This is a genomic window from Deinococcus gobiensis I-0 (assembly GCF_000252445.1).
Lineage (GTDB): Bacteria > Deinococcota > Deinococci > Deinococcales > Deinococcaceae > Deinococcus > Deinococcus gobiensis.
In genome coordinates, this window is the sequence record NC_017790.1 from 24487 (window position 1) to 48538 (window position 24052).

At 72.8% G+C, this 24052-nt stretch carries 29 protein-coding genes and 1 tRNA gene; 20 read left to right on the plus strand and 10 right to left on the minus strand.

Features of this window, described 5'->3' with window-relative positions:
- Window positions 1–3 precede the first annotated feature (3 nt).
- The 5 genes from DGO_RS00120 to DGO_RS00140 all read left to right on the plus strand — a co-directional run bounded on the left by DGO_RS00120 (window position 4) and on the right by DGO_RS00140 (window position 3388).
- Window positions 4–282: a hypothetical protein gene (locus DGO_RS00120; protein ID WP_014683435.1), complete on the plus strand. Its 279-nt coding sequence runs from the start codon at window positions 4–6 to the stop codon at window positions 280–282.
- Between the two features lie 43 nt (window positions 283–325).
- Complete coding sequence (locus tag DGO_RS00125; protein WP_043802779.1) at window positions 326–667, plus strand: hypothetical protein; 342 nt, start codon at window positions 326–328, stop codon at window positions 665–667.
- A gap of 43 nt (window positions 668–710) precedes the next feature.
- Window positions 711–1091 carry a hypothetical protein gene (locus DGO_RS00130; RefSeq protein WP_014683437.1) on the plus strand — a complete coding sequence of 127 codons (381 nt, stop codon included), beginning with the start codon at window positions 711–713 and terminating at the stop codon, window positions 1089–1091.
- Window positions 1092–1214: 123 nt separating this feature from the next.
- On the plus strand, window positions 1215–2231 hold the full coding sequence (locus tag DGO_RS00135) for an agmatine deiminase family protein (protein ID WP_014683438.1): 1017 nt from the start codon (window positions 1215–1217) through the stop codon (window positions 2229–2231).
- A complete protein-coding gene (locus DGO_RS00140; RefSeq protein ID WP_014683439.1) occupies window positions 2216–3388 on the plus strand; it encodes a GNAT family N-acetyltransferase in 1173 nt (390 codons plus the stop codon). Before DGO_RS00135 ends, DGO_RS00140 begins: the two co-directional genes overlap by 16 nt.
- A 60-nt stretch (window positions 3389–3448) precedes the next feature.
- Here the strand turns inward: DGO_RS00140 and DGO_RS00145 are convergent, their stop codons facing one another.
- On the minus strand, window positions 3449–4105 hold the full coding sequence (locus tag DGO_RS00145; RefSeq protein WP_043800309.1) for a DsbA family oxidoreductase: 657 nt from the start codon (window positions 4103–4105) through the stop codon (window positions 3449–3451).
- A 110-nt stretch (window positions 4106–4215) separates the two neighbouring features.
- Between DGO_RS00145 and DGO_RS00150 the strand changes: the two genes are divergently transcribed.
- The 3 genes from DGO_RS00150 (at window position 4216) to DGO_RS00160 (ending at window position 7156) form a co-directional block, all read left to right on the plus strand.
- Entirely contained in the window at window positions 4216–5364 is a 1149-nt protein-coding gene (locus DGO_RS00150; RefSeq protein ID WP_014683441.1) for a substrate-binding domain-containing protein, read from the plus strand.
- Between the two features lie 32 nt (window positions 5365–5396).
- The gene (gene modA, locus DGO_RS00155) at window positions 5397–6158 is read left to right on the plus strand and encodes a molybdate ABC transporter substrate-binding protein (RefSeq protein WP_014683442.1); all 762 of its coding nucleotides are present in this window, start codon (window positions 5397–5399) and stop codon (window positions 6156–6158) included.
- Window positions 6159–6367: 209 nt separating this feature from the next.
- Window positions 6368–7156 carry an ABC transporter permease gene (locus tag DGO_RS00160; protein ID WP_226991397.1) on the plus strand — a complete coding sequence of 263 codons (789 nt, stop codon included), beginning with the start codon at window positions 6368–6370 and terminating at the stop codon, window positions 7154–7156.
- Between the two features lie 24 nt (window positions 7157–7180).
- On the opposite strand, the gene thrC is transcribed toward DGO_RS00160, so the two are convergent.
- Window positions 7181–8632, minus strand: a complete 1452-nt coding sequence (thrC, locus tag DGO_RS00165; protein ID WP_014683444.1) for a threonine synthase — start codon at window positions 8630–8632, stop codon at window positions 7181–7183.
- Window positions 8633–8823: 191 nt separating this feature from the next.
- Here thrC and aguB point away from each other — a divergent pair, with 191 nt between their 5' ends.
- Window positions 8824–9717, plus strand: a complete 894-nt coding sequence (aguB, locus tag DGO_RS00170) for an N-carbamoylputrescine amidase (RefSeq protein ID WP_014683445.1) — start codon at window positions 8824–8826, stop codon at window positions 9715–9717.
- Window positions 9718–9765: 48 nt separating this feature from the next.
- Here aguB and DGO_RS00175 read toward each other — a convergent pair.
- Both DGO_RS00175 and DGO_RS00180 read right to left on the minus strand, forming a co-directional pair.
- Window positions 9766–9842 (minus strand) — tRNA-Arg (locus DGO_RS00175).
- A 65-nt stretch (window positions 9843–9907) separates the two neighbouring features.
- Window positions 9908–11068, minus strand: coding sequence for a tetratricopeptide repeat protein (locus DGO_RS00180; protein WP_014683446.1), 1161 nt, complete (start codon window positions 11066–11068; stop codon window positions 9908–9910).
- A 150-nt stretch (window positions 11069–11218) separates the two neighbouring features.
- On the opposite strand from DGO_RS00180, the gene DGO_RS00185 reads away from it, so the two are divergent.
- Window positions 11219–12088 carry an alkaline phosphatase family protein gene (locus DGO_RS00185; RefSeq protein WP_043800314.1) on the plus strand — a complete coding sequence of 290 codons (870 nt, stop codon included), beginning with the start codon at window positions 11219–11221 and terminating at the stop codon, window positions 12086–12088.
- Window positions 12089–12207: 119 nt separating this feature from the next.
- Here DGO_RS00185 and DGO_RS00190 read toward each other — a convergent pair whose 3' ends face one another.
- From DGO_RS00190 to DGO_RS00200, 3 genes are read right to left on the minus strand one after another with little or no spacing between them, the layout of a single operon-like run.
- Window positions 12208–12867 (minus strand): phosphoribosylanthranilate isomerase, encoded by a 660-nt coding sequence (locus DGO_RS00190; protein ID WP_043800317.1) that lies wholly within the window; start codon window positions 12865–12867, stop codon window positions 12208–12210.
- Window positions 12864–13103 (minus strand): hypothetical protein, encoded by a 240-nt coding sequence (locus tag DGO_RS00195; protein WP_014683449.1) that lies wholly within the window; start codon window positions 13101–13103, stop codon window positions 12864–12866. Before DGO_RS00195 ends, DGO_RS00190 begins: the two co-directional genes overlap by 4 nt.
- A 6-nt stretch (window positions 13104–13109) precedes the next feature.
- Window positions 13110–13793 (minus strand): metal-dependent transcriptional regulator, encoded by a 684-nt coding sequence (locus tag DGO_RS00200; RefSeq protein ID WP_014683450.1) that lies wholly within the window; start codon window positions 13791–13793, stop codon window positions 13110–13112.
- A gap of 85 nt (window positions 13794–13878) precedes the next feature.
- Here DGO_RS00200 and DGO_RS00205 point away from each other — a divergent pair, with 85 nt between their 5' ends.
- From DGO_RS00205 to DGO_RS00240, 8 genes are all read left to right on the plus strand, one after another.
- Entirely contained in the window at window positions 13879–14439 is a 561-nt protein-coding gene (locus DGO_RS00205; RefSeq protein ID WP_043800322.1) for a sigma-70 family RNA polymerase sigma factor, read from the plus strand.
- A 48-nt stretch (window positions 14440–14487) separates the two neighbouring features.
- The gene (locus tag DGO_RS00210) at window positions 14488–14769 is read left to right on the plus strand and encodes a hypothetical protein (protein ID WP_043800325.1); all 282 of its coding nucleotides are present in this window, start codon (window positions 14488–14490) and stop codon (window positions 14767–14769) included.
- Window positions 14766–15548 carry a transcriptional regulator gene (locus DGO_RS00215; RefSeq protein ID WP_226991398.1) on the plus strand — a complete coding sequence of 261 codons (783 nt, stop codon included), beginning with the start codon at window positions 14766–14768 and terminating at the stop codon, window positions 15546–15548. Before DGO_RS00210 ends, DGO_RS00215 begins: the two co-directional genes overlap by 4 nt.
- Before the next feature lie 43 nt (window positions 15549–15591).
- Entirely contained in the window at window positions 15592–16857 is a 1266-nt protein-coding gene (locus DGO_RS00220) for a DUF1800 domain-containing protein (protein WP_226991399.1), read from the plus strand.
- Window positions 16858–16867: 10 nt separating this feature from the next.
- The gene (locus DGO_RS00225; protein ID WP_014683455.1) at window positions 16868–18040 is read left to right on the plus strand and encodes a DUF1501 domain-containing protein; all 1173 of its coding nucleotides are present in this window, start codon (window positions 16868–16870) and stop codon (window positions 18038–18040) included.
- Window positions 18041–18051: 11 nt separating this feature from the next.
- Complete coding sequence (locus tag DGO_RS00230) at window positions 18052–18531, plus strand: hypothetical protein (RefSeq protein WP_226991400.1); 480 nt, start codon at window positions 18052–18054, stop codon at window positions 18529–18531.
- 71 nt (window positions 18532–18602) lie between these two features.
- Complete coding sequence (locus DGO_RS00235) at window positions 18603–18782, plus strand: hypothetical protein (RefSeq protein WP_043800329.1); 180 nt, start codon at window positions 18603–18605, stop codon at window positions 18780–18782.
- Window positions 18783–18856: 74 nt separating this feature from the next.
- Window positions 18857–19528: a monofunctional DNA glycosylase gene (locus DGO_RS00240; RefSeq protein WP_014683458.1), complete on the plus strand. Its 672-nt coding sequence runs from the start codon at window positions 18857–18859 to the stop codon at window positions 19526–19528.
- A 458-nt stretch (window positions 19529–19986) separates the two neighbouring features.
- On the opposite strand, the gene DGO_RS00245 is transcribed toward DGO_RS00240, so the two are convergent.
- The 3 genes from DGO_RS00245 to def all read right to left on the minus strand — a co-directional run bounded on the left by DGO_RS00245 (window position 19987) and on the right by def (window position 22230).
- A complete protein-coding gene (locus DGO_RS00245) occupies window positions 19987–20601 on the minus strand; it encodes an LURP-one-related/scramblase family protein (protein WP_014683460.1) in 615 nt (204 codons plus the stop codon).
- Window positions 20602–20674: 73 nt separating this feature from the next.
- Complete coding sequence (fmt, locus tag DGO_RS00250; RefSeq protein WP_043800337.1) at window positions 20675–21607, minus strand: methionyl-tRNA formyltransferase; 933 nt, start codon at window positions 21605–21607, stop codon at window positions 20675–20677.
- Window positions 21604–22230 carry a peptide deformylase gene (gene def, locus DGO_RS00255; protein ID WP_014683462.1) on the minus strand — a complete coding sequence of 209 codons (627 nt, stop codon included), beginning with the start codon at window positions 22228–22230 and terminating at the stop codon, window positions 21604–21606. The genes fmt and def overlap by 4 nt, the downstream gene beginning before the upstream one ends.
- A 169-nt stretch (window positions 22231–22399) precedes the next feature.
- On the opposite strand from def, the gene DGO_RS00260 reads away from it, so the two are divergent.
- Both DGO_RS00260 and DGO_RS00265 read left to right on the plus strand, forming a co-directional pair.
- The gene (locus DGO_RS00260) at window positions 22400–23305 is read left to right on the plus strand and encodes a carbon-nitrogen hydrolase family protein (RefSeq protein WP_014683463.1); all 906 of its coding nucleotides are present in this window, start codon (window positions 22400–22402) and stop codon (window positions 23303–23305) included.
- The gene (locus DGO_RS00265; protein WP_014683464.1) at window positions 23298–23810 is read left to right on the plus strand and encodes a GNAT family N-acetyltransferase; all 513 of its coding nucleotides are present in this window, start codon (window positions 23298–23300) and stop codon (window positions 23808–23810) included. The genes DGO_RS00260 and DGO_RS00265 overlap by 8 nt, the downstream gene beginning before the upstream one ends.
- The last annotated feature ends 242 nt before the right edge of the window (window positions 23811–24052 follow it).

Here is a 24052-nt window from a genome sequence, read left to right on the forward strand (position 1 = left end):
CCCATGAACGCCGTAAGCAGCGTCCCCAGCGACATCGTGTCCCTCCGCATGATTCACTGCCGCGCTGAGCAGGCCGCGCGCGGGGCGCAGTATCACCTCGCCGTCTTTCACTACCGCACCTGCCTGGAAGTGGCCGAGCGCCGCGAGGACTGCCGCGCTGTCGAGTTCTTCGCGCTGCGGCTGGCCGACTGTTACGACGTGATGGGCCTGGGCCACAAGGCCGAGGGGTTCCGCGCGCTGGCCGACCAGGGCGGCGCCGACGGTCAGGCGCTGCTGGGCTGAGCCGGTCAGCTGCCCTTCAGGGCCGGGGCGCATGCTGAAGGCCATGCGCCTTTTTTGTGGTGTGCTGGCCCTGCTGGCCTGTGTGGCGGGCGCGGCCCGCGTGGATCTCGTGCCCGGCCAGACGGCGAAGCTCGGCGAGCGGCAGGTCACGCTGCTGCGCGTGCAGGACAGCCGCTGCCCGCCCGGCGTGCAGTGTGTCCGCGCCGGCGAGCTGAGCGCGAGCCTGCTGGTCGTCGCCGCCCCCGGCGAGGCCGGTCCCCGCACGCGCCTGCTGCGCCTGACCCTGCCCGCCGGCCCGAACATCGGTCAGGGCGAGCTGCACCTCGTGGACGCGACCTTCGGCCGCCCCCCGCGCGTGGGCCTCAGCGACTATTTCCGGCGCTAGGCGGCCCAGGCAACCCCTGCGGGCGGGAGCGCGTACCTGGGGCATGTTCCGAACCCTCTGTTCCGCGCTGCTGGGAGCGGCGCTGCTGGGCACGCCCGCTGCGGCCTCCGCCCCTGTCCTCACCCCCTGGACCCTGACGCTGGTGGCGGGCCAGACGGCCAGCGTCCCGGCCACGCCCGGCCAGCCCGCCGCGAAGGTCACGCTGCTGAGCTTCAGCGACTCGCGCTGCCCGCCGCGCGCCTACTGTTTCGTGGCCGGCAACGTGAAGGCGCGGGTATTCGTGACGCGCGGGGCTTCGTCGCGGCTCTACACCCTGACGCTGCCCGGCGTCTCGGCGGCCACCCTGGCCGGGCCGCTGCGGCTCACGGCGGCGACCCGGCCGGGCCAGGGCCCGCAGCGCCTGACCCTGCGCGGTCAGCGCTGAGGGCGCGTTCTTCTCCGCCCCCCTGCCGGGTCCGGGCCCGTCTGGTCTAATGACGGCATGACCACGCCGCCCGTGCCCCACTACCTGCCCCAGGACCCGACCCCCCGCGCGCAGGGCTTCGTGATGCCCGCCGAGTGGGCCGCGCACGCCGCCACCTGGATGAGCTGGCCTGCCGACGACGAGCTGTGGTTCGGCCACCTGGAGCCGGTGCGCGCCGAGTTCGCCGAGCTGGTGCGCACCGTCGCCCGCTTCGAGCCGGTGCAGCTGCTGGTACGCGATTCCGAGAGCGAGCAGGACGCCCGCGCCCGCCTGCACGGAGCCAACGTGGCCTACCACCACGTGCCGCTGGACGACGTGTGGCTGCGCGACAACGGCCCCATCTTCGTGCGGCGCGGCGAGGGCCGGGAGGCCGATCTCGCCTTCGTGAACTGGCGCTTCAACGCCTGGGGCGGCAAGTTCGAGTCGGACCACGACGACCGCGTGCCCGAATACGTCGCGCAGGCCCTGGGCATGGCCCACTGGGACCGCCCCGAGGTGCTCGAAGGCGGCGGTATCGAGGTCAACGGCCTGGGCCTGGGCCTGACCACCCGCTCGTGCTTCCTGACCGACACCCGCAACCCCGGCCTGAGCGAGGAGGGCTACGCCGCCCTGCTGGCCGAGACGCTGGGCATCCGGAAGCTGCTGTGGCTCGACGGCGGCCTGGAAAACGACCACACCGACGGCCACATTGACACCATCACCCGTTTCGTGGACGAGACGACGGTCGTGACGAGCGTCGAGAGCGATCCCGCCGACCCCAACCACGCCGTGATGGCCCGCAACCTCGCCGCGCTACGGGAGATGACCGACACGGCGGGCGAGCCGCTGCGCGTCGTGGAACTGCCGCTGCCCGCGAACCGCCTCGACGGCGCCGAGGGCCGGCTGCCGCCCACCTACGCCAACTTCTACATCGGCAACGGCTTCGTGGCGGTGCCCCAGTACGGCGACCCCCATGACGGCCCCGCGCTGGACGTGCTGCGCCCGCTCTTTCCGGGGCGCGAGGTGATCGGCCTGAGCAGCCGCGCGATCATCGAAGGGGGCGGCTCCTTCCACTGCGTGACCCAGCAGCAGCCCGTGGGTCTCACATGGACGGGCGAATAACCGACCTGGGGGGCGGGTACACGGCCCGCCGCATCCCGCTGGAGACCTACCGCGACGCCTGCGCGCGCCTGGAAGGCCGAATCTTCGGGGGCAATTCGGTGTATGCCTTCGGGCGGGCCGCCCGGCCCCCGGTGCCCCTGGGCGAGACCTTCACGTGGGGCCTTTTCGCCGGCGACGAGCTGGTGGGCTGGAGCCACGCCGAGCAGCGCGACGAGCGCACGGTAGACATGGCCGACACGGGCCTGCTGCCCGAGCACCAGGGGCGGGGCCTGTATACCCGGCTGCTGCCCACGCTGCTCGGCACCTTCCGGGCGGCGGGATACGCCCTCGTGACCAGCCGCCACCGCGCCACCAACAACGCCGTCCTGGTGCCCAAGCTGCGCGCCGGGTTCTTCATCCAGGGCCTGAACCTGTACGAGGGCGGCCTGAATGTCACGCTGGCGCTCGCGCTGGACGGCCCCTACCGCGACGCCATGCACGCCCGCAGCGGGTTCCGGGCCGCGACGGCGGAGGCGGCCCGGCGGCTGCGCTGGCCCGAGGCCGTGCCCCCCGGCCCTGTCCCGGTTCCGTCGGCCCTGCCCCTGCCGCCCGGCACCGGTCCCGACCTCGACCTGGGCGGGGGCTACGTGCTGCGCCCGGTCGAGTACGAGACCTACTGGCACCTGTACGCGGTGCTGGAGGCGGCCGCCTACGAGAGCGTGTCGCTGGAATGGCCCCACCCGGCCGAGCGCGCCGATCTCGACGCCCCCAGCTACACCTGGCTGATCGGGCACGCGGGCGAGGTGGTCGGCTGGCAGTACTCGCGGCAGTGGAACGCGCGCACCGCCTACATGGTGAACACGGCGCTGCTGCCCGCTCACCGGGGGGCCGGGGTCTACTCGCGCCTGCTGCCGGCCGTGCTGGAGGCCCTGCGCACCGAAGGCTACGACCTCGTGCGCAGCCACCACCACGCCACCAACGCCGCCGTGCTGGTGCCCAAACTGCGGGCGGGTTTCCGCGTGCAGGGGCTGGAGGTCAGCGACCATGGCGTGATGGCGGTGCTGCTGTTCAGCTACGGCGAGCTGTACCGCGAATACATGGACGTGCGCAGCGGCCTGACCCTGCCGCGCGGCGAGGTGGCGCGGCGGCTGGGCATGGCCGGGGACACCGGGACCTGAGCCGGACCGCCGCCGGGGCCGGGCCGGGGGCGCTCCCCTTTCCGGCCCCGGCAGGCGTGCCTAGGCCTTCTTCGCGGGGCGGTTCCTGGCGCGCTTGATGGTGGCGATGCCCGCCCCGCTGTCCAGCACCGTGCGGTACAGGTCCCACCAGGCCCGCGCCGTCTGCGGGTCGCGGGTCAGGTTCTCGAAACGGTAGTAGGCCGCGCCGCCGTCCTCCAGCACGAAGGTCGGGGTGCCGAACACGCCCAGGTCGGCGGCCTCCTCCAGTTCCCGCCGCAGCGCGGCGCGCAGGCCCCCGTCGTCCTGGCGGTCGGCAGCGAACTGCGCGGTGTCCAGCCCGGCGTCCCCGGCCGCGCCCTGGATGGCGGCCTCGTCGAGCGCCTGCCCGTGTTCATGGCGGCGGCGGAACAGCGCGAGGGCAAAGGCCCAGCTGCGTTCCTCGCCCTGGCGCGCGGCGGCCGTATGCGCCAGAAAGGCGTCGAGGCTGCTCTGCTGGTGCGCCGCTCCCTCGCCCTGAGGCTGGTCGCTCAGCCACCAGCGCACGTCGCCCGCACCCTTGGCCGCCGCGTTGTCCGGGTGGTTGCCCTGCGCGAGCGAGAAGTGCCGCAGCCGGAAGGTCTCGCCCCCCGCGTCGCCGGGCAGGGCGCGCAGCACGTTCGCCAGTTCGAGGCCGCGCCAGGCGTAGGGGCACAGGAAATCGAAATACACGTCGGTCATGGCTGACGCTAGCACGGCTCCTGCTCCTGGCTGGGGCCTGTCCTTCATGTCGCGTTGACCGGACAAGCTGTCTTTTTGACTTTACACCGGACCGACTCTAGGCTGGCCCCATGGAACCGGTCCTGACCGCGCATGTGCGCGCCCGGCGTGAGGCGGCCGGCCTGCGCCCCGGCGATCTGGCGGCGCAGGCCGGCGTCAGCCGTCAGGCGCTGCACGCCATCGAGACCGGCGCGTATGTGCCCAATACCCTGACCACCTTCCGGCTCGCGCGGGCCCTGAACTGCCTGGCCGAGGACCTGTTCACGCTGTCCGCGCCCCAGGTCGGTGCCGTGCTGTGCGGCCCTCCGGCGGGCGGCCACTTCCCGCCCGGGCCGCTGCGCGTGCAACTCGCGCAGGTGGGCCCGCGCCTGCTGGCCTACCCCCTGCGCGGCGAGGCGGCCCTGGGGCAAGACGCCGACGGGGTGGCGCAGTCCGGCGGCGAGGCGGGCGGCGAGGTGCGCGTGGAACGGCTGGCGGGGGCCGAGGTGGCCCGGCACACCCTGGTCGTGGCGGGTTGCGACCCGGCGCTGGGCCTGCTGACCCGGCAGGTGGGGCGAGGGCCGGAGGCGCGGGGCCAGCCGCTCCGGGCGCTGTGGCACCCGGCCACCAGCCTGGACGCCCTGCGGGCCCTGGGGCGCGGCGAGGCCCACGCGGCGGGTATCCACCTGTGGGAGGCGGGCAGTGGCGAGTCCAACCTGCCGGCCGTGCGGCGTGAGCTGCCGGAGATCCCCACGCAGCTGTTCACCCTCTGGTCCTGGGAGCAGGGCTTGATGGTCGCGCCGGGCAATCCGCACGGCATTTCCGGCGTGGCCGACCTGCTGCGCCCCGGTCTGCGGCTGGCCGGTCGCGGGCCCGGTGCGGGCAGCCGCGTCCTGCTCGACGCCTGGCTCGCCGGGCTGGGCCTGGACGAAACCGGGCGCGCCCGGCTGCCCGGCTACCGCGACGAGGCCCCCACCCCGCTCGCGGCGGCGGCGCGGGTCGCCTCGGGCGCGGCCGACGCTGCGCCGGGGCCACGCTCGGCGGCGCAGGCCTACGGGCTGGATTTCGTGCCGGTGCAGCGAGAGCGCTTCGACCTCGCGGTGCCCCGGGACCACCTCTCTCACCCTGCCCTGGCCGCGCTGCTGTTCGGGGCCGCGCAGCCGGGCTTTCAGGCCGAACTGCGCGCGCTGGGCGGCTACGACCCGGCCCACGCGGGGCAGCCCTGGAAAAGTACCGCCTGACCCCAAGCCCCTTTCCCCGCCCCGGAGGCCCCATGTTCCGACCCAGAGTCCTGCTGCTGTCCGCCCTCCTGCTGGGCGGCACGGCGAGCGCCGCCAACCTCACCGTGTTCGCCGCCGCGTCCCTGACCGACGCCTTTACCGAGCTGGGCCGGGCCTTCGATGCCAGGACCGGCCACGCGACCACCTTCCAGTTCGCCGGGTCGCAGGCGCTGCGCACGCAGCTCGGGCAGGGCGCGCGGGCCGACGTGTATGCCAGCGCCAACGCGGCCCAGTACGACCCGCTGGTGGCCGGGGGCCTGGTCGCGGCGGGCCAGCCCTTCGTGCGCAACCGGCTGGCGATCATCACACCCAGGGGCAGCCGCGTCGCCACGCTGGCCGACCTCGCCCGGCCCGGCGTGAAGGTCGTGCTCGCCGACAAGGCGGTGCCCGTGGGGGACTACGCCCGGCGGATGCTCGCGGCCATCGACAAGTCCGGGAGCTACGGCAAGGACTTCTCGGCCCGCGTCATGCGCAACGTGGTCTCCGAGGAGCCGAACGTGCGGCAGGTCGCCCTGAAGGTGGGGCTGGGCGAGGCCGACGCGGCGGTGGTCTACGCGACCGACGTGACCCCGGCCCTGAAGGCGACCGTGCGCGTGATCGCCCTGCCCAGCCGCTTCAACCAGAGCGCGAGCTACCCCATCGGCGTGGTGCGCGCCAGCACCAACGCGGCGGCGGCCCAGGCCTTCGTCGCCTACGTCCTCTCGCCCGACGGCCAGAAGATCCTGCGCAAGTGGGGCTTTCAGGCCCCGCAGTAAGGTAAGGGAGGGGGCCATGCCGCGTGGTGCCCGCAACGTCGTGCCCGGCCGCGTCACCAGCCCCCGCACCGGACCGGCGGAGGCTGGAAGCCCCCCGAGGCTGCGGGCGGGCATACTGCGGCGCGTGAGAAACGGGAGTATGGACAGGCAGCGTGAGCATCCGTCGGGGAACCGGTCGGGCGGACGCGTGGGCCGGTCCGCCTAGGGGCGTGCGCGCCCGGCGGACCGTGCCGCCCGCCCTGCCCCTGGGCCTGAGCCTGCTGCTGGTGGCCTTTTTGCTGCTGCCGGTCGCGGCGCTGCTGCTGCGCGGCCTGAACGCCGAGTTCCTGCCGACCCTGGCGAGCGAGGCGGTGGGCGACGCCCTGCGTGTCAGCCTGCTCACGACCGGGATCACGCTGCTGCTCACGGTGGGATTGGTCACGCCGGTCGCGTGGCTGCTGGCGCGCACGCACTTTCCCGGCAAGGCGGTGCTCGAAACATTGCTGGACCTGCCCATCGTGTTGCCGCCCGTGGTGGCGGGGGTGGGCCTGCTGCTCGCCTTCGGGCGCAATGGGCTGCTGGGGCCGCCGCTGGAGATCGCGGGGATCGGCATCGCCTTTTCTCCGGCGGCGGTGGTCCTGGCACAGCTGTTTACCTCCGCGCCGTTCTACCTGCGCACGGCGCGGGCGGGCTTCGCCAGCTTCGACCCGGAAGTCGAGGCGGCGGCGCGCACCGACGGCGCGGGCGGCTGGGCGGTGTTCCGCTTCGTGACCCTGCCGCTGGCCTTTCCGTTCCTGCTCGAGGGGCTGGTCCTGACCTGGGCGCGGGCCCTGGGCGAGTTCGGCGCGACCATCCTCTTCGCCGGTTCCTTGCAGGGCCGTACGCGCACGGTCACGCTGGCGATCTACGCCGCGATGGAGTCCGACCTGGGGCCGGCGCTCGTGCTCTCGGCGGTCATGGTCTTCGTGGCCTTCGCGCTGCTGCTGGTCGTGCGGGTGGCGGCGGGGCGGCGGGGGTAGCACCCGCCCACCGCCCCGTGTTCCTCAGCCCTGGGCGTCCCGGCGCCGGTCGTCCAGCCGGCCCGCCACGAAGGCCTTCAGCGCCTCCACGTCGTTGTCCATCACGGTGAACTGCCGCTCCAGCGCCTCGATGCCGCCGAATTTCGTGGGGCGCTCGGGCGAACGCCCCACCGCTTCGCGCACCGTGTCCTCGAACTTGATGGGCAGCGCGGTTTCCAGGCAGACCATCGGTACGCCGCTGCGCCGGTGCGGGCGCGCCACGAACACGCCGTCGGCGGTATGCGGGTCAATCAGGCGGCCGAACTCGGCGTCCACCTCGCGGATCGTGTTCAGGCGGTCGGCGTGGGTGCTGCGCCCGGCGACGAAACGGCTGGCCCGCACGGCGTCCCAGTGCGGCGTGCCCGCGAGGTTCACGGGGCGGCCCTCGCCGACGTCCTGCCACCAGGCCAGGGTCTGCGCGCCACTGACTGTTCCGAGACTGGCACCCGTGATGAGGTACAGGTAGCGCTCGAAGTTGCTGGCCTTGCCGATGTCCATGCTGGGGCTGGAGGTGACGGCCACGCGCGCGGCGGGCCGCACGTGGTAGGTGCCGGTCGTGAAGAACTCGTGCAGCACGTCGTTCTCGTTGCTGGCGACCACCAGTTGCCCGATGGGCAGGCCCATGCTGCGCGCCAGATACCCGGCGAACACGTTGCCGAAGTTGCCCGAGGGCACGCAGAAGTCGGCCTCGGCCCCGGCGGGCAGCCCCAGCGCGAAATAGCCCTTGAAGTAGTACACCGCCTGCGCCAGCACCCGCGCCCAGTTGATCGAGTTGACGGCTCCGATCTCGTAACGCTCCTTGAACCCGGCGTCGGCGTTGACGGCCTTCACGAGGTCCTGACAGTCGTCGAACACGCCCTCGACAGCGATATTGAAGATGTTGGGCTCGCGCAGGCTGAACATCTGCGCCTGCTGGAAGGCGCTCATGCGGCCGTGCGGCGAGAGCATGAACACGTTCACGCGCGCCTTGCCCAGCATGGCGTACTCGGCGGCCGAGCCGGTGTCGCCCGAGGTGGCCCCCAGGATGTTCAGGTGTTCGCCGCGCCGCTCCAGCACGTACTCGAATACCTGCCCCAGAAACTGCATCGCCATGTCCTTGAAGGCCAGCGAGGGGCCGTTGGACAGTTCCAGCAGGTACAGCCCCGAGTCGCCCAGCGCGGTCAGCGGGGCGATGTCGGGGTGGCCGAACACCTCGGCGCGGTAGGTATCGTTCAGCAGCCGCTTCAGGTCGGTCTCGGGAATGTCGTCGATGAAAGGCCGCATGACCGCGTAGGCCAGTTCGGGGTAGCTCAGGCCGCGCAGGGCCTCGATCTGCTCCGGGCCGAAGGTCGGAATGCGCCCAGGCATGGCGAGGCCGCCGTCGGGCGCGAGGCCCAGCAGCAGCACGTCGCAAAAGCCGCCCAGGTTCTGCGCGCCGCGCGTCGAGACGTACTTCATGGCCGGGCCAGCCGGAGGGGGGGAACAGGGGTGCGCCGCATCGTCCCAATCTATGCGGGTGGCCGGGCCGGGGGCCGCCTCTGCCCAGACCACTGCGCGGACGACTGCACGGGCCACGGCCCAGACCACGGCCTGCGGGTCGGCTGGTCCGCACCACCTTCCGCCCACGTCCGCCGCGTTAGCCTGGGGCCATGACCCGCACCCCCGACCTTGTCAAGTTCGCCGCCGTGCAGATGCACGTCACCGACCAGCTCGAAGACAACGTCTCGCGCGCCGAGGCCCACGTGCGCGAGGCCGCCCGGCAGGGCGCGCAGGTGATCCTGCTGCCCGAACTGTTCGAGAACCTGTACTTCTGTCAGGTCGAGCGCGAGGACTATTTCGGGCTGGCGCACCCGCTGGATGACCACCCCTTCGTCGGGCGCTTCCAGAAACTGGCCGAGGAACTCGGCGTGGTGCTGCCCCTGAGCTACTTCGAGAAGGCCGGGCAGGCGCACTACAACTCGCTGGTGTGCATCGACGCCGACGGCACGCTGCTGGGCAATTACCGCAAGACCCACATCCCCGACGGCCCCGGCTACGAGGAGAAGTACTACTTCAACCCCGGCGACACCGGCTTCAAGGTCTGGGCGACCCGCTACGGGCGCGTGGGCGTGGGCATCTGCTGGGACCAGTGGTATCCCGAGACCGCCCGCGTGATGATGCTCCAGGGGGCCGACTTCCTGCTGTACCCGACCGCCATCGGCTCTGAGCCCGCCGAGGTCGAGTCGCCCAACAGCCACCACATGTGGCAGCGCGCCATGACCGGGCACGCGGTGAGCAACAGCACCTACGTGGCCGCCGCCAACCGCATCGGCACCGAGCGGGTGGAGGGGCTGGAGCAGACCTACTACGGGCACTCGTTCGTGAGCGACTACACCGGGGAGATCGTGGCCGAATTCGGCGATGCCGAGGAGGGGCCGCTGCTGCACACCCTGAATCTGGCCGAGGCGAGGAAGTTCCGCGCGGGCATGGGCTTTTTCCGCGACCGCCGGCCCGAGCTGTACGGCGCCCTCCTCACCACCGACGGCGTGACCCGCCGGGGCTGAGACGGGGAAAGGAACGGCCCCCGGCGTCGTGACCGGGGGCATTGTCTTTGGTGCACTCGCCGCGATTCGAACGCGGGGCCTGCCCCTTAGGAGGGGGCCGCTCTATCCAGCTGAGCTACGAGTGCGGGAGCAGGGCGCGGCTACGGCGCGGCCAGCAGTATAGCAAGCCGCCCCGCTCGCCTTCCCGGCCTTACTTGCCCTGCTGGGCCAGGCGCAGGTAATACGCGCTCGTCTTGTCGTTCGGGTCCAGGCGCGCGGCGTTGCCGTAGGCTTCGGCTGCCCCGGCGTAGTTCTGGACCTCGTAGCGCACGCGGCCCAGCCAGGCCCAGGCCTTGGCGTAGTTCGCGTTCTGGGCTGTCGCCTGCGCGAAGCCGGTTTCGGCCCCGGCCTTGTCGCCCGCCGCGTATCTGGCATAGGCCGCGCGGAAGGTCTGCACGGCCCCCAGCCCGAACTGCTGGCCTTCCTGCGCCAGCGCGAGGTTGTAGCGGTCGGCAGCGCTGGCCCCCGGCAGCCCGGCCGCGCCCTGGTAGGCGTTCACGGCCGCGTCCGCGTCACCCAGCTCCAGAGCCAGCCGCCCGGCCTCGCGCTGCGCCTCGATGAAGTTGGGGGCCGAGCGCGCCGCCTCCTGAAAGCCTGCCAGGGCCTGGGGCTTGCGGCCTGCGTCCAGGTCGGCATACGCGCGGCTGAAAGCCCGCGTGGCGGCGGGGCCGTAGGTGCCCGCCTTCTGGGCCAGCCCGGCAAAGTAGGCCAGTGACTTGTCGTTCGGCGCGCCGCGCAGCGCCTGGGCGTACAGCTCCTGCGCCTGGGTGTACTGTCCGCCTTCCAGGGCCGTACGCGCCGCCCAACTCGCGCACAGCACGTTCTGGGGGTCCAGCGTCAGGCACTGCCGGAACAGGGCCGAGGCCGGCGAGGGCTGGTTGCGCGTGTAGGCCGCGTACCCGAGGTTGTACAGGGCGGTGGCGGCGGCGCGTTTCTCCTCGGCTCCGGCCTTCGGATTCACCTGAAAATAGGCCTCCCACCCGAGCTGCGCCTGACGCCAGAAGCCTACCTCAGTGTAGATCTCGGCGCGCAGGCGCAGGTAGCCGGCGTTGCGCGGCTCGGCCTTCACGGCGGCCTCGGCGGCGGCGGCGGCCTGTTTCCACAGCGGTTGATCGATGGTGGCGCTGCCCCGGGGGTAGGCCTGCCGGGCGCGGGCGGCGAGGTCCCGGGCCTGCGTGGCCGCGTCGGCCGCCGAGGCGTAGGTGGGGGCCTCGGGGGCGCTCTGGGCGGGCGTGGACGGCGCCGGAGCCGTCTGGGCCTGGGCCAGCGGGGCGGCGAACAGTGAAAGGGTCAGCAGGGCGATGCGGGTCATGGGGTCTCCTGGGGGGCGGGGCCGGGGGCCGGGCGAAGATGAAAGGCAGTGTGCCCATTCTCCCGGCCGCAGCTGAACGGACGTGGGCTGAGCGTGAGGAAGGATTGATCCTCGTGAAGACCGCCGCGCCGCTGCGCTAGCCTCCGGAGCATGAGTGCTGCTTTCGCCGGGCTGGTCTGGCTGGCCCTGGACGGGGTGGGTCACCCGGCAGACGCGCCGCCGGGGTCGGTGTGGGACCAGGAATTGCCCGCCCTGCGCCCGCTGGTGGACGCCGGGCTGGCCCTCGACACGACCCTGGGCGTGCCGGGCCTGCCGCAGTCGGGCACCGGCCAGAGCTGCTGGCTGACCGGGCAGGACGCCGTGCGCTACATGGGCGAGCATTTCGGCCCCCACCCCGGCCCCACCCTGCAACGCCTGCTGCGCGCTGCGGGGCTGCCGGGGCGGCTGGCGCAGGCGGGCGGGCGCGCGGCCCTCGTCAACCACTACTCGCCCGAATATTTCGCGGCGCAGGCCCGGCGGCCACGCGTGGGCTGCTTTCCCTACGCCTTCGGGGCCGCCGGCCTGCCCCTGAACCCGCCCGGCCTGCCCCTGATCCCCGCGACCCTGGGCCTGAGCTACGCCGAGCCGTGGCGTCCGGTGCGCGGCCTGCCCGAACTGGCGCACCTGGGGGAGGCGCTGGGCCGCGCGGCGCAGGACGCCGACCTGCTCGTGGCCGACCTGTGGTTCGGGGACCTGCTGGGCCACCGGGGCCGTGTCCCCACGCCGCCGGAGGTCCTGACGGCGGGCCGAGCCTACCTCGCGCGGGTCGACGCGCTGCTTGGGGGCCTGCTGCATGTGGGCGCGCGGGTGGTGCTAGGCAGCGACCACGGCAATCTGGAGAACCTGAACGTCAAGGCGCATACCCTGGCGCGGGTGCCTTTCGCGGGGGCCGGGGTGGACCTGCGCGGGGCCGGCGACATCGTTCAGGCGGGACAGGCCCTGGCGGCGGAGTTGGGTTTACCCCCCATTCCAGCGGCCTAGCGGGCCTGTTCAGGTTATCCACAAAGTTATCCACACCCCCTGTGGACAAGGTGTGGAGCAGGCGCCGGACGGCCCGGGAGATTGTGGGAGGGAATGCCGTGCTGCACGGTCCGGAGCCTTCAGTCGGCGCAGGCCGCCGAGTTATCCACATCCGGCCGTTTCACTGTGGATAACTCGCCTCGCGCGGCCGCCACGAAGGCCCTCACGGCGGCCGGATCCTTGCGGCCGGGAGACAGCTCCAGGCGGCTGACGGCGTCCACCGCCCCCGGGCTGAGCTCGCGGATGGCCTGGGCCACATTGGCCGGTCCCAGGCCCCCGGCCAGCCACGCCCCCGCCGGAAAGTCGGCGCGCAGGGCCGCCCAGTCCAGCGGTACGCCCCCGCCCGGCTCCGGGGCGTCGAGCATCAGGGTGACGCCGGGCACGCCGTCCCACTCGCGGGCCGCCCCGGCCAGCTCCTCCGGACGCACGACGCGCAAGACGGGATAATACGCCGCGATCTGCTTCACGTAAAGCCCAGCTAAAGGTCCGTGCAGCTGCACCGCCGAAACGCGGGCGGCCTCGGCGGTCCGCAGCACCTCGCCGAGCCCCTGATTCATGAACACGCCCACGCGCGCGACGGTCGGTCCGGCGGCGAGCCCGGCCTCGCGCGCGACCTGCGCCGACACCAGCCGTTTGCTGACCGGCGCGAAGATGAAGCCCAGCGCGTCGGCTCCGGCCTGCGCCGCGAGCGCCGCGTCGGCGACGCTGGTCGTGCCGCACACCTTGATCTTCGGGGTCATGGGGTACGGCCCTCCAGGGCGGCCACACGGGCCTCGAGTTCGCGGGTGCGGCGGGTCAGGGCCAGCAGCAGCAGGGCGTAGTGGTCGTAGAGCTTGGGGCGTTCCATGCGCACCTCGCCGCTCATCCACTCGTGCAGCAGCCGCTCGGCCTCCCGCAGTACCTCTTCGTCGGGCACCTCGCTGTAACGCCGCTCTCCCATGATCTCGCGGGCGAAATTGAGTTCCTTGTCGGCCATAGGCCCCTATTGTGCGGCCTGTTCGTCCCCGGCCGCGTGGACCTGGACCTGCGCGGCGATGCCCAGCGCCAGGGTGAGGGGGTGGCCCGCCACCTCGACCGTCAGGGTTCCCAGGGCCGTGTCCACGGCGCGTACCCGCAGCCGCGCGCCGGGGGTCAGGTCGGCGGCCATCAGGGCGCGCAACTGCTCGGCGTCGGTGTCGGGCACGCGGGCGACGGTCGCGCGGTCGCCGGGGGCCAGCTGCGAGAGCCGGCGTTCGGCGCGTTCGGGCAGCTCGCCGCCCAGGGTCGGAATCGGGTCGCCGTGCGGGTCGTGGGTGGGGTCGCCCAGCCACGCGGCGATGCGGGCCTCCAGGCGCTCGGACAGTGCGTGTTCCAGGCGCTCGGCCTCCTCGTGGACCTCGTCGAGCGGCACGCCCAGCGCGCGGTGCAGGAACAGCTCCAGCAGGCGGTGGTGCCGCAGCACCTCCAGCGCGACCCGCTCGCCCTCGGCGGTCAGGCGCGCGCCCTGGTACGGCGCGTGCGACACCAGCCCCTGCTCGCCCAGTTTCTTGAGCATGCCGGTCACGCTGGCCGGGGCGACTTCCAGCGCGTCGGCCAGCGCCTGGGTGCTGACCTTGCCGTCCTGCCCGAGCCGCAGCAGGTGCTTGAGGTAGTCCTCGGCCGAGCGCGAGAGGGAGCGCGGAGTCATCGCTGCGCAGTCTAGCGGGCGCGGCCTGCGGCGGTCCGGGACCGGACGGGAACTTTCCGGCCCCGGCGCGCCTCTAAGCTTCGAGGTGACCTTGAGTGACCCCCACGATTCCCTGGACGACGCCGAACTGGTCCGCCGCGCGGCGCGCGACGAGCGGGCCTTCGAGGCGCTCGTGAGGCGCCACGCCCCGGCGGTGCACCGGCTGGCCGCCAGCACGGTCGGTCCCGGCGCGGCCGACGACGTGGTGCAGGAGGTGTTCATCGCCGCGCACCGGGGCCTGAAGACCTTCCGGGGCGAGGCGCAGTTCTCGACTTGGCTGCACCGCGTGACCCTGAACGCCTGCGCCCACGCCCTGCGCCGCCGCACGGCCCTGCCGCTCGACGGCCTGCCCGAACCCGCCGCCCCCCACAGCCCCGCACGCGCGGGCGAGCAGGCGCAGGTGCGCGAGCGGCTGGCGCAGGCGCTCGCCACCCTGTCCCCCGAGCAGCGCGAGGCCCTGACCCTGCGCGAGATCGCGGGCCTGGACTACGCCGAGATCTCGGCGGTGACGGGCGCGGAACTCGGCACCGTCAAAAGCCGCATCGCCCGGGGCCGCGCCGCCCTGCGGGCGTGGCTCACGCGGGCCGGCGTGCGCGCCGACGACTGAGCCACCGACTGAGCCGTGCCGGACCCCTCCCCACAAAGGACCCAGACCATGACCCACCCCGACTTCGACGACCTCGACCGCCTGCTCGCCCAGGCCCGGCAGCCCACGCCCGACGACGAGGGCGCGGCCGGGCGCTTCCTGAGCGGCCACCGCGCCCGGCGCGCGCGCCAGCGGCGGCAGACCTGGGCCGGGGGCCTGGGGGCGCTGCTCGCCTCGGCGGCGGTGGTCGTGGGCGTCACCGCCCTGCGCCCCTCTCCCACCCTGCCCACGAGCGCGGCCTACGACGCCTACCAGTCGGCGGCCTACGGTGACGCCGAGGCCCGGTGGTGAGGGCACTCGCCTGGGCCGCGCTGCCCCTGGCCCTCGCTGCGGGGGGCCGGGCCGGGGCCGCCCCCGCCGACGACCTGCTCGCGGCGCTGCGGCAGTCGCGCACGCAGGCGGCGCGCGGCGCGGTGGACATCACCGTGAACTTTCCGCCGCGCGCGCAGCCCACCCGCACGGCCGCCCAGCTTCCCACCGTGCCCCTGCGCCCCGGCCTGCTGACCCGCAACTTCGCGGTGACGCGGGTGGGCGGCGAGGCGGTGGCCGGGCGGCCTGTGGCCCGTTTCGACCTCGTGCCCAAGACCGGGCCGGCGGCGCGCTGGTCGCTGTGGGTGGACCTCGCCTGGAATATCCCGCTGGCCTACGAGGAGCGGGACGCGGACGGCGGTCTGTCGCGCCGCGCCGCCTTCCGGACGGTCGAGGCGGCGCCCCGGCGGGTCTCGCGGCCCGCGCCCGGGGCCGCTCCGGCGGGTCTGCGCGCGGCGGTCCTCTCGGCGCTGCCCGGGCTGCGGCTGCCGCCGGGGTTCGTGCCCGTCGCGGCGCAGGCCCGCGCGCAGGGCGGCGCAGAGGTCACCCTCAGCGACGGGGTGAACGTGCTGGCCCTGGTGACGGCCGCGCGCGCGGTCGCCCCGGCCCCCGGCGTGGCCTCGCGGCGCCTCGGCACGCGGGCGGTGTGGCTCGTCGGCAATCTGCCCCAAAGTGCGCTGGCGGCGGCCCTGGCCGGGGTGCGCGGGGTGGACGAGGCGGCCCTGGGAACTTTTCTGCCCCTCGCCGCCTCCAACCCCTGAAGTCTCCCTATTTCCCGGCGAGGTGCCTATGAGTTTGCCCCCATTGACCAGACCCCTCTCGGCCGAGGACGCCGCGCACTTCCTGCGGCGCACGGCCTTCGGCGCGACCGACGCGCAGATCCGCGCGCTGGTCGGCAAGGACGCCCGCGAGGTCGCCCGCGCGGCCCTGAACTTTCCTGTCCTGGCTGCGGGGCCGCAGCCCACGCCCGGCAATCCCTTCGACCCCCAGAGCGGGGCCACGCCCGGCGCGATGATCCAGCTCACGCGCGCCGGGTGGCTGTACGAACTGGCGTACTCGCCCACGCCCCTGCGCGAGAAGCTGGCGCTCGTCTGGAGCGGGCATTTCGTGGTCGGCACCGACAAGGTACGCAACGGCCCCGCCCTGGCCGGGTACCTGCGGCTGCTGCGCACGCACGCGGCGGGGCGCAGCTTTTCGGCCTTCGCGCTGGACATCGCCCGGTCGCCCGCCATGCTGCGCTACCTCGACAACGACCAGAACAAGAAGGGCAAGCCCAACGAGAACTTCTCGCGTGAGCTGCTCGAACTGTTCACGACCGGCATCGGGCACTACACCGAGGACGACGTGCGCGAGGGAGCCCGCGCCCTGAGCGGCTGGAGCTTCGAGGGCGGGCGCGGCAACCAGAACTACCTGGAGACGCCGCGCTTCGTCTTCAACCCGCGCCAGCACGACGACGGCCGCAAGACCTACCTGGGCCAGAGCGGCCCCCTGAGCGGCGAGGACGTGGTGCGCCTGGCCGCCACTCATCCGCAGACGGCGACCTTCGTCGCCCGGCGGCTGCACCGTGCCTTCGTGGCCGACACGCCGGACGAGGGGGCGGTGGCGGGCAGCGCCGAGACCTTCCGGCGCACGGGGGGGGACCTGGGGATGGTCCTCGAAGAACTGCTCTCCAGCGCGGCCTTCTACGGCGCGCGGCAGAGGGTGATCCGGGGGCCGGTCGAGTACGTCGCGGCGGCGCTGCGGACCCTGGGGCAGCCCAGGCTCGACCCCAAGCAGCTCGTGACCCTGACGCAGACGGCCGGGCGCATGGGCCAGCTGCTGCTGCAACCCGACACCGTGAAGGGCTGGGACGGAGGCCGCGAGTGGATCAACGACTCGGCGCTGCTGACCCGCATGAACGTGGCGGCCTCGCTGACGCTGGGCAAGGCCGCGCCGGAGGTCCGCGAGTGGCCCGGTGAACTCGCCCTGCTGGGCAGCGAGCGGACGCTGCTGCGCCCGGCGATGGCGGGATTGAAACCGGCCCAGCGGGCCTACCTCGCCTTCATCAGTCCCGAATTCCAGCTCGCATAAGGACGGTTCCATGACGACACGGCGCGATTTTCTCAAACTCTCCGCCCTCGCGGTGGCGGCCACGACCGGCATGCCGGGCTTTCTGGCGCGCGCGGCCACGCAGGCGACCGGCGACCGGACCCTGGTGGTCATCCAGCTCACGGGCGGCAACGACGGCCTGAACACCCTGGTGCCCTATTCGAACGGCGCCTACTACGCCGCGCGGCCCACCATCGCCGTCCCCAGAAAGGACGTGCTGACCCTGACGCCCGACCTCGGCATGCACCCCAGCCTGCGGCCCCTGGCGGCGCTGTGGGATAAGGGCCAGCTCGCCTGGATCGAGAACGTGGGCTACCCCGACCCCAACCGCTCGCACTTCGCCAGCATGGCGATCTGGCACACCGCCGACCCCGCCCAGGCGCAGGCGGACGGCTGGATCGGGCGCGTGGCCGAGCAGCTCGGGGACCCGTTCTGTGCCAGCAACGTCGGCGGCACCACGCCCCTGGCGCTGCGGGCCGACACCTTCAGCCTGCCGAGCATCGAGTCGGTGGCGAGTTTCGGGGTCAAGCTGCCCGCCGGGCTGGAAGACGCCTTCGGGGCGATGCTGGCCGCCCCCCGCAGCGGCGAGGCCGATTACCTGGGCCGCGCCACCCGCCAGATGCTCAAGAACACCGCCCGCGTGCAGAAGAACGCCAAGAAGTACCGCGAGGGGGCGAGCTACCCCGAGGGCCGCTTCGCCGCGCAGCTGCGCGACGCCGCCCGCCTGATCGCCGCCGGGGTGGGCCAGCGCATCCTGTACGTGTCGCACGGCAACTACGACACCCACGCCGGGCAGCGCGGCGAGCAGGACGGCCTGCTGGGCGACCTGGCCGCCGGACTGGCCGCCTTTTACGCCGACCTGGAGGCGCAGGGGCTGGCGCAGAAGGTGATCGTGATGGGCTTTTCGGAGTTCGGGCGGCGGGTGGCCGAGAACGCCAGCGCGGGCACCGACCACGGCCAGGGCAGCGTGATGTTCGCGCTGGGACACGGCGTGAAGGGCGGTGTCCACGGCGACAGCCCGGATCTGGAGAACCTGTCGCTGGGCGACATCAAGTACAAGCAGGACTTCCGGGGTGTATATGCCGGGGCGCTGGGCGGCTGGCTGGGCCTCGACGCCCGTAGCGTGCTGGGCGGCGAATTCAAGGGACCGCAGTGGCTGGCCTGAAGGGGGCTGGCGTGAGGGGGGCTGGCCTGAAGGGCGGGCGGCTCGCCGGGGCGCTGCTCGCCGCCTCGGTCGCCCTGTCGGTGCCGGCCGCGCTGGCGCTGCCGCAGTACCGCACGGCCGCCATCCGGCAGTTCCACTACGACGAGGGCAACCCGCTGTGGGAGTACGACCGCCGGGTCATGGCCTGCACCTTCTGCCACGTCAAGGCCTCGGGGGGCGCGCCCTGGAACCCGTTCGGCGAGGAGATCCGCGCGGCGTTCCGGGCCGACGCGCAGGCGGGGGGCCGGGCAAAGTTTCCGGCGGTGCTGGGTGGGGTGCTGGCTGCCGGGAAGGACGCCGACGGCGACGGTTACAGCGACGCGCTGGAGGTCTGGGCCAGGACCCTGCCCGGCGACCCCCAGAGCCGCCCCGACCGACCGGTGGCCGAGGTGCAGGCAGCCTTCGGGGCAGCAGGGGGGACAGCCCTGTACCTGCCTGGGGGCGGGAAGTAGACCGGGTCTCTCTAAAACCCCCTTTACCCCCGTCTCGCCTGCGGGGCGGGCGGCGGGCGCACCCTGGGCGCATGAGCGACGATCCGAAGAAGGGCTACGACCCGGCCAACACCTCGCCCGCCGAGGGCCAGAGCCGCCCGATTCCCGAGGAGGACCGGGGCAAGGCGCCCAACGCGGACCCCGCCGCCAAGGACGAGCCGGCCGAGGGGGGCCGCGACGAGGTCGAGGGCAGCAGCACCCCCGGCGCGTGACCCCCCGCCTCTTCGGCGAGGCCGATCTGAACGCGGCCCGCCCCGCCGAGGAGCGGGCCGAACTGCTGGTCTGGATGAAAGACCGGCTGCGCGAGGAATACGGCGAGCGGCCCCTCGACTCGCGGCGCGACCCCATGCACGAGCTGATCTCGACGATCCTCTCGCAGCGCACCACCCACGCCGACGAGGAAGCCGCGTACCACGAGCTACGCGAACTGGGCGACTGGGCGGACATCATCGCCGCGCCGACCGAGGTGGTGGCCCATGCCATCCGCCGCAGCAATTACCCCGAAAGCAAGGCCCCGCGCATTCAGGAAACCCTGCGCCGCATCCGGGACGCGCCGGGGGGCTACGACCTCGATTTCCTGCGCGACCTGCCGGTGAAGGACGCCCTGAAGTGGCTCACCGACCTGCCGGGGGTGGGGGTCAAGACGGCCTCGCTCGTGCTGCTATTCAATTATCACCGGCCCGTGTTTCCGGTGGATACGCACGTGTTCCGCATCAATATCCGCGTGGGTACCATCCCGCAGATGACCGAGCAGGCGGCGCACCGCGCGCTGCTGGCCCTGCTGCCACCCGACCCGCCTTTCCTGTACGAACTGCACGTCAACTTGCTGTCGCACGGCCGGCAGGTCTGCACCTGGACGGCCCCGAAGTGCGGCGAGTGCTTTATCCGCGAGAGGTGCGACGCCTACAAGATGTACGGCGGCCGCGTGCCCAGCTTCAGCGAGAAGAAAAAGAAATGATCCGCCGGACATGCTGGCAGTGGCCCAGCATGCCCAGGTCGGGGCGCGGCACGAAGGTCCCGTTCCAAATGCCGGGCAGCAGCCGCGTTATCTCGGCGGGGTCGTCTGCCTGGCGGTGAGGGAGCGGTCATGTGGGCTGGGCGACGTGTTCTGCACCAAACCGCTGCGGATGCCGGAACCTGAGGTCCGCGAGCGTATGGCTCGCGGCCTCCAACTCGAAGGTCCCAACAAGCAGTTCAGTGGCCGAGCTGTCGGAAAGTGAGGTCGTCAGCGGGCATACATCGCGCAGTGGCGGCACCAGGCCCGCGCTCGGCTGTCCCGGAAGGCCAGTGCCCCGGCGGTAGTGACAGTTCCCGAAATGTAGCGGCGTAGCCCGGTCGGTCCGGTTCAGCGCGTGATAGGCCGGGGGCATTTCCCACGCCGCTTCCGGCACGGTGATGGCCCGCGCCAGGGCAGGCTCAGCCGCGTTCACGTTCGCGCAGCACGAGCTGAACCAGTCCCAGCAGCACGAGCTCGTCGTCGCCGGGGGTAGTCGGCCGCAGCTCCTCGACCGTGAAGCGGCGTGAGAGGAGGCTGCGTTTCTTGTGCACGCGGTAGGCGGGGGCTCCGGCCGGGTCCAGCACCGTGTACGTCGGGTTGACCAGATAGTCGAAGCCCATCGCCACGAGGTCCCCGACGAAGGGCACGGCCCCGATACCCGCCTCGACGAGCGACATCCAGGGCTGGTCGTCGCGGATGGTGAAGCGCGTCTGCCCCCCCGGCCCCAGCAGGTCGTAGCCGGCCGCCCATAGCGTGCGCATCCCCTGCGCCTGGAGCGACCCGACCTCGGTGCCGTCCGCCCGCACGATGACCCGGCGCGCCCGCCAGTCGAGCATCCCGGCCATCAGGCCCTGGGCGCGCATGCCGTGCGTCTGCACCTGCCGCGACTCGTCGGTGTAGACGCGCACCTCGTCGCGGATGCTGAAGGTCTTCTCCTTGACGAAGGCGAGCAGCCGCCCCGAGGCGTCGGTGACGCGCAGTTCGGTGAACAGGCTGAACCGGAATTCGATGGAGAGCGGAAACTGGGGGTTCACGTCTCCGGGTATGCGTCGGCGGGGCGCGGGGTTCCCGGGCTTCCGCCTGTTCCCACTTCCCGCCCCCTCACCCTTACCCCACGTCGAAGCGTGCGCCCGGCCCCACGCCCGCCGCCGCCGCCCACGCGCTGGCCGGCTGGGCCTTGCGGGCTTCGGGCTGCACGGTGGCGACCTTCACCGCACCCGCGCCGCAGGCGACGGTCACGCCGGAGTCGTCCACGGCCAGCACCTCGCCGGGCTGGCCCTCGCCCATCGCCGCGCTCAGACCGCCGAGCTTGAGGCGCGCGCCGCCTAGGAAGGCGGTCGTCTGCGGCCACGCGGCCACGCCCCGGTAACGGTTCACGATCGCCGAGGCGGGCTCGGCCCAGCGCACGAAGCCGTCCTCCTTGACCAACATGGGGGCGTGGGTGGCCTGGGCCTCGTCCTGGGGCCGGGGTTTCAGCGTGCCGAGCTGCGAGAGGGCCGACACGATGAGGCGCGCCGCCTGCCCCGACAGCGCGTCCGACAGCTCCAGGCTGGTCCATTCGGGGGCGATAGACAGTTCCTCTTGCAGCAGCACCGGCCCCGTGTCCATGCCGGGGTCGGTCTGCATGATGGTCGTGCCCGTGACCGTCTCGCCCCGGATCAGCGCCCACTGGATCGGCGCGGCGCCCCGGTAGCGCGGCAGCAGGCTGGTGTGCGTGTTCAGGAATCCGTAGCGCGGCACGGCCAGCAGCGCGGCGGGCAGGATCTTGCCATAGGCGCAGGTGACGGCCACGTCCGCCCCCGACCCCCGCAGCGTCGCCTCAAAGTCGGTGTTGCCGCGCAGCCGCGTGGGCTGGGCCAGCGGCAGCCCCAGCTCGGCGGCGCGGGCAGCCACGGGCGGCGGCGTCAGCTTCAGGCCGCGCCCCACCGGCTTGTCGGGCTGCGCGACGACCAGCACGACCTCGAACTGCGTGCGGATCGCCTCCAGCACCGGCAGGGCGAAGGCGGGCGAGCCGAAGAAGGCGACCTTGGGACGGGTCAAAGACGTTCCTTGAGGTGCTGCTCTTTTTCCCAGCTGCTCAGGTTCGCCAGGAAATTCTTCGAGTGCTGCTGGATCTTCAGGAGCTCCTTGCGGTGATCGTCGGTCACTTCGGCGGGCAGGCGGTCGAGGAACAGCACGCCGTCGAGGTGGTCGATCTCGTGCTGGAACACGCGGGCGAGGTAGTCCTCGGCCTCTATGGTCCGCTCCTGACCGTCCAGGTCGGTGTAGCGCACCGCGATCTGCCGGGCGCGCGGCACACCTTCCTCGTAGATGCCGGGGATGCTCAGGCAGCCTTCCTGGTAGGACTTGTCCTTCTTCTTGTTCAGGACGGCGATCACGGGGTTGATCATCACGAAGTCGCGCAGCACGCGGGACTTCAGCGGCGTGTCGTCGTCGCCCCCCTCTTCCTCGTCGTCCTCGTACTCGACCGCCACGAACAGGCGCACGCCCAGCCCGATCTGCGGCGCGGCCAGCCCAACGCCGCGCTGCTCGAACATGGTCTCCATCATGGTGTCGGCCACCTCGCGCACCGTCTGTGGCCCGAAGCCGGGAACGGTCAGGGTGTCGGTCGCCGTGAGGGGCCGGGCCTTGCGCCGCAGCACCGGGTCGCCGTACAGGCGCATGGGGTAGATGCGGGGTTTCTCGCCGAAGCGGGACGGGCCAGGGGCCGGGGAGGCAGGGGAAACGTCGGACGCGCTCACAATGCCCCCAGTTTAAGCGTTGTGGCCTAAAGGGTCGGTGGCGCCGTTCGCCTTCGCCCTGCACGCCTGCACTGGCCCCTACACTGGCCGCATGACAGTCCTGCGCGTCGCGGCGGCCGCCTACCCCATCTCCTTTTTCCAGACCTGGGCCGAGTACGAGGCCAAGCTCGCGGCCTGGGTCGCGCGGGCGGCCTCGGGGGGCGCGCGGCTGCTGGTGTTCCCCGAGTACGCCGCGCTGGAACTCATCAGCCTGCTGTCCGCAGACCTGCACCACGACATCCTGGGAATGCGCCCGGCGTTGCAGGCCTTCCTGCCCGACTTCCTGGCCCTGCATGCCCGGCTGGCGCGCGAGCACGGCGTGGGCATCGTGGCGGGCAGTTACCCGGTCGCGCACGGCGGGGGCTTCGTGAACCGCGCCTATGTGTTCGGGCCGGACGGCGAACACGCCTGGCAGGACAAGCTCCTGATGACCCGGTTCGAGGCCGAGGAGTGGGACATCGTGCCGGGCGAGGGTGTGCGGGTGTTCGAGCTGGAGGGCCTGCGCTTCGGCGTGGCGATCTGCTACGACTCGGAGTTTCCGGGGCTGGCCCGCCAGATCGCGGAGGCGGGGGCCGAGCTGCTCGTTGTGCCGTCCTTCACGGGGTCGCGCCGGGGCTACACGCGGGTGCGGGTGGGCAGCATGGCGCGCGCGCTGGAAGGGCAGGTGTACGCCCTGCACGCCCCGCTGATCGCCGACGCCGCCTGGAGCTACGCTGTCGAGGACGCGGTGGGCCAGAGTGCCCTGTACGCCCCCGCCGATGACGGCCTGCCCGAGGACGGCGTGGTCGCGCAGGGCGAGTGGAACGCCGAGGGCTGGCTCGTCCACGACCTCGACTTTGCTCTGACGCGGCATGTGCGGGCGCAGGGCCACGTCCTGAACTGGCGCGACCGGGTGGCGGCGCAGGAGCGGCCCGGCGCGGCCGAACTCGTCCGGCTGGGAGAGGGCGTCCGTGGTTGAGGTACGCCGTCTGGGGGCCGCCGACGCCCCGGCCTACCGCGAGGTCCGGCTGGCGGCGCTGCGGGCCGATCCGGCCGCCTTCATCACCACGGCCGAGGAATACGCCGCGCAGCCGCCCGAGACGGTCGCCGCCCGCCTGACCGGCGAGGACAGCGCGACCTTCGGGGCCTTCGTGGACGGCGAACTCGTCGGTATCCTGACCGTCGCGCGCGAGACGCGGGAGCGGCTGCTGCACCGCGCGAACGTCTTCGGGGTGGCCGTGCTGCCGGCGGCGCGGGGGCAGGGCTGCGGGGACGCGCTGCTGCGGGCCGGGATCGCCTGCGTAGGGGGCTGGGCGGGCGTCACGGCGCTGCACCTGGGAGTCACGGCATCGCAGGTGGCGGCGCGGCGGCTGTACGAGCGCCGTGGGTTCGTGGCGTGGGGGGTTCAGCCGGACGCGGTGCGGGTGGACGGGGTCACGCTGGCGGAGGTGCATATGGTGCGGGAGATGGGGGCGGCTACGTAGGGTTGCGTTTCCCTCCCCCCCAGCCCCCCTCCCGCCGGGAGGGGGGAGCTTTTTCGCTGCGCTCGGCAAAGAGTCGTTCCGGGCGTTGGCGGGGCTGCACGGTCCTGCCGCGTGACGGCTCAGGTCGGGGCCAGCCCTAGCCCGGTTGGAATGGCCCGCGCGCTGCGCGCACGACGGCCTTCGGGGGACTTGGGCGGTGGCGTGATTGGGTGGCCTCTACAAGCCACAGGCCACGCGTCACA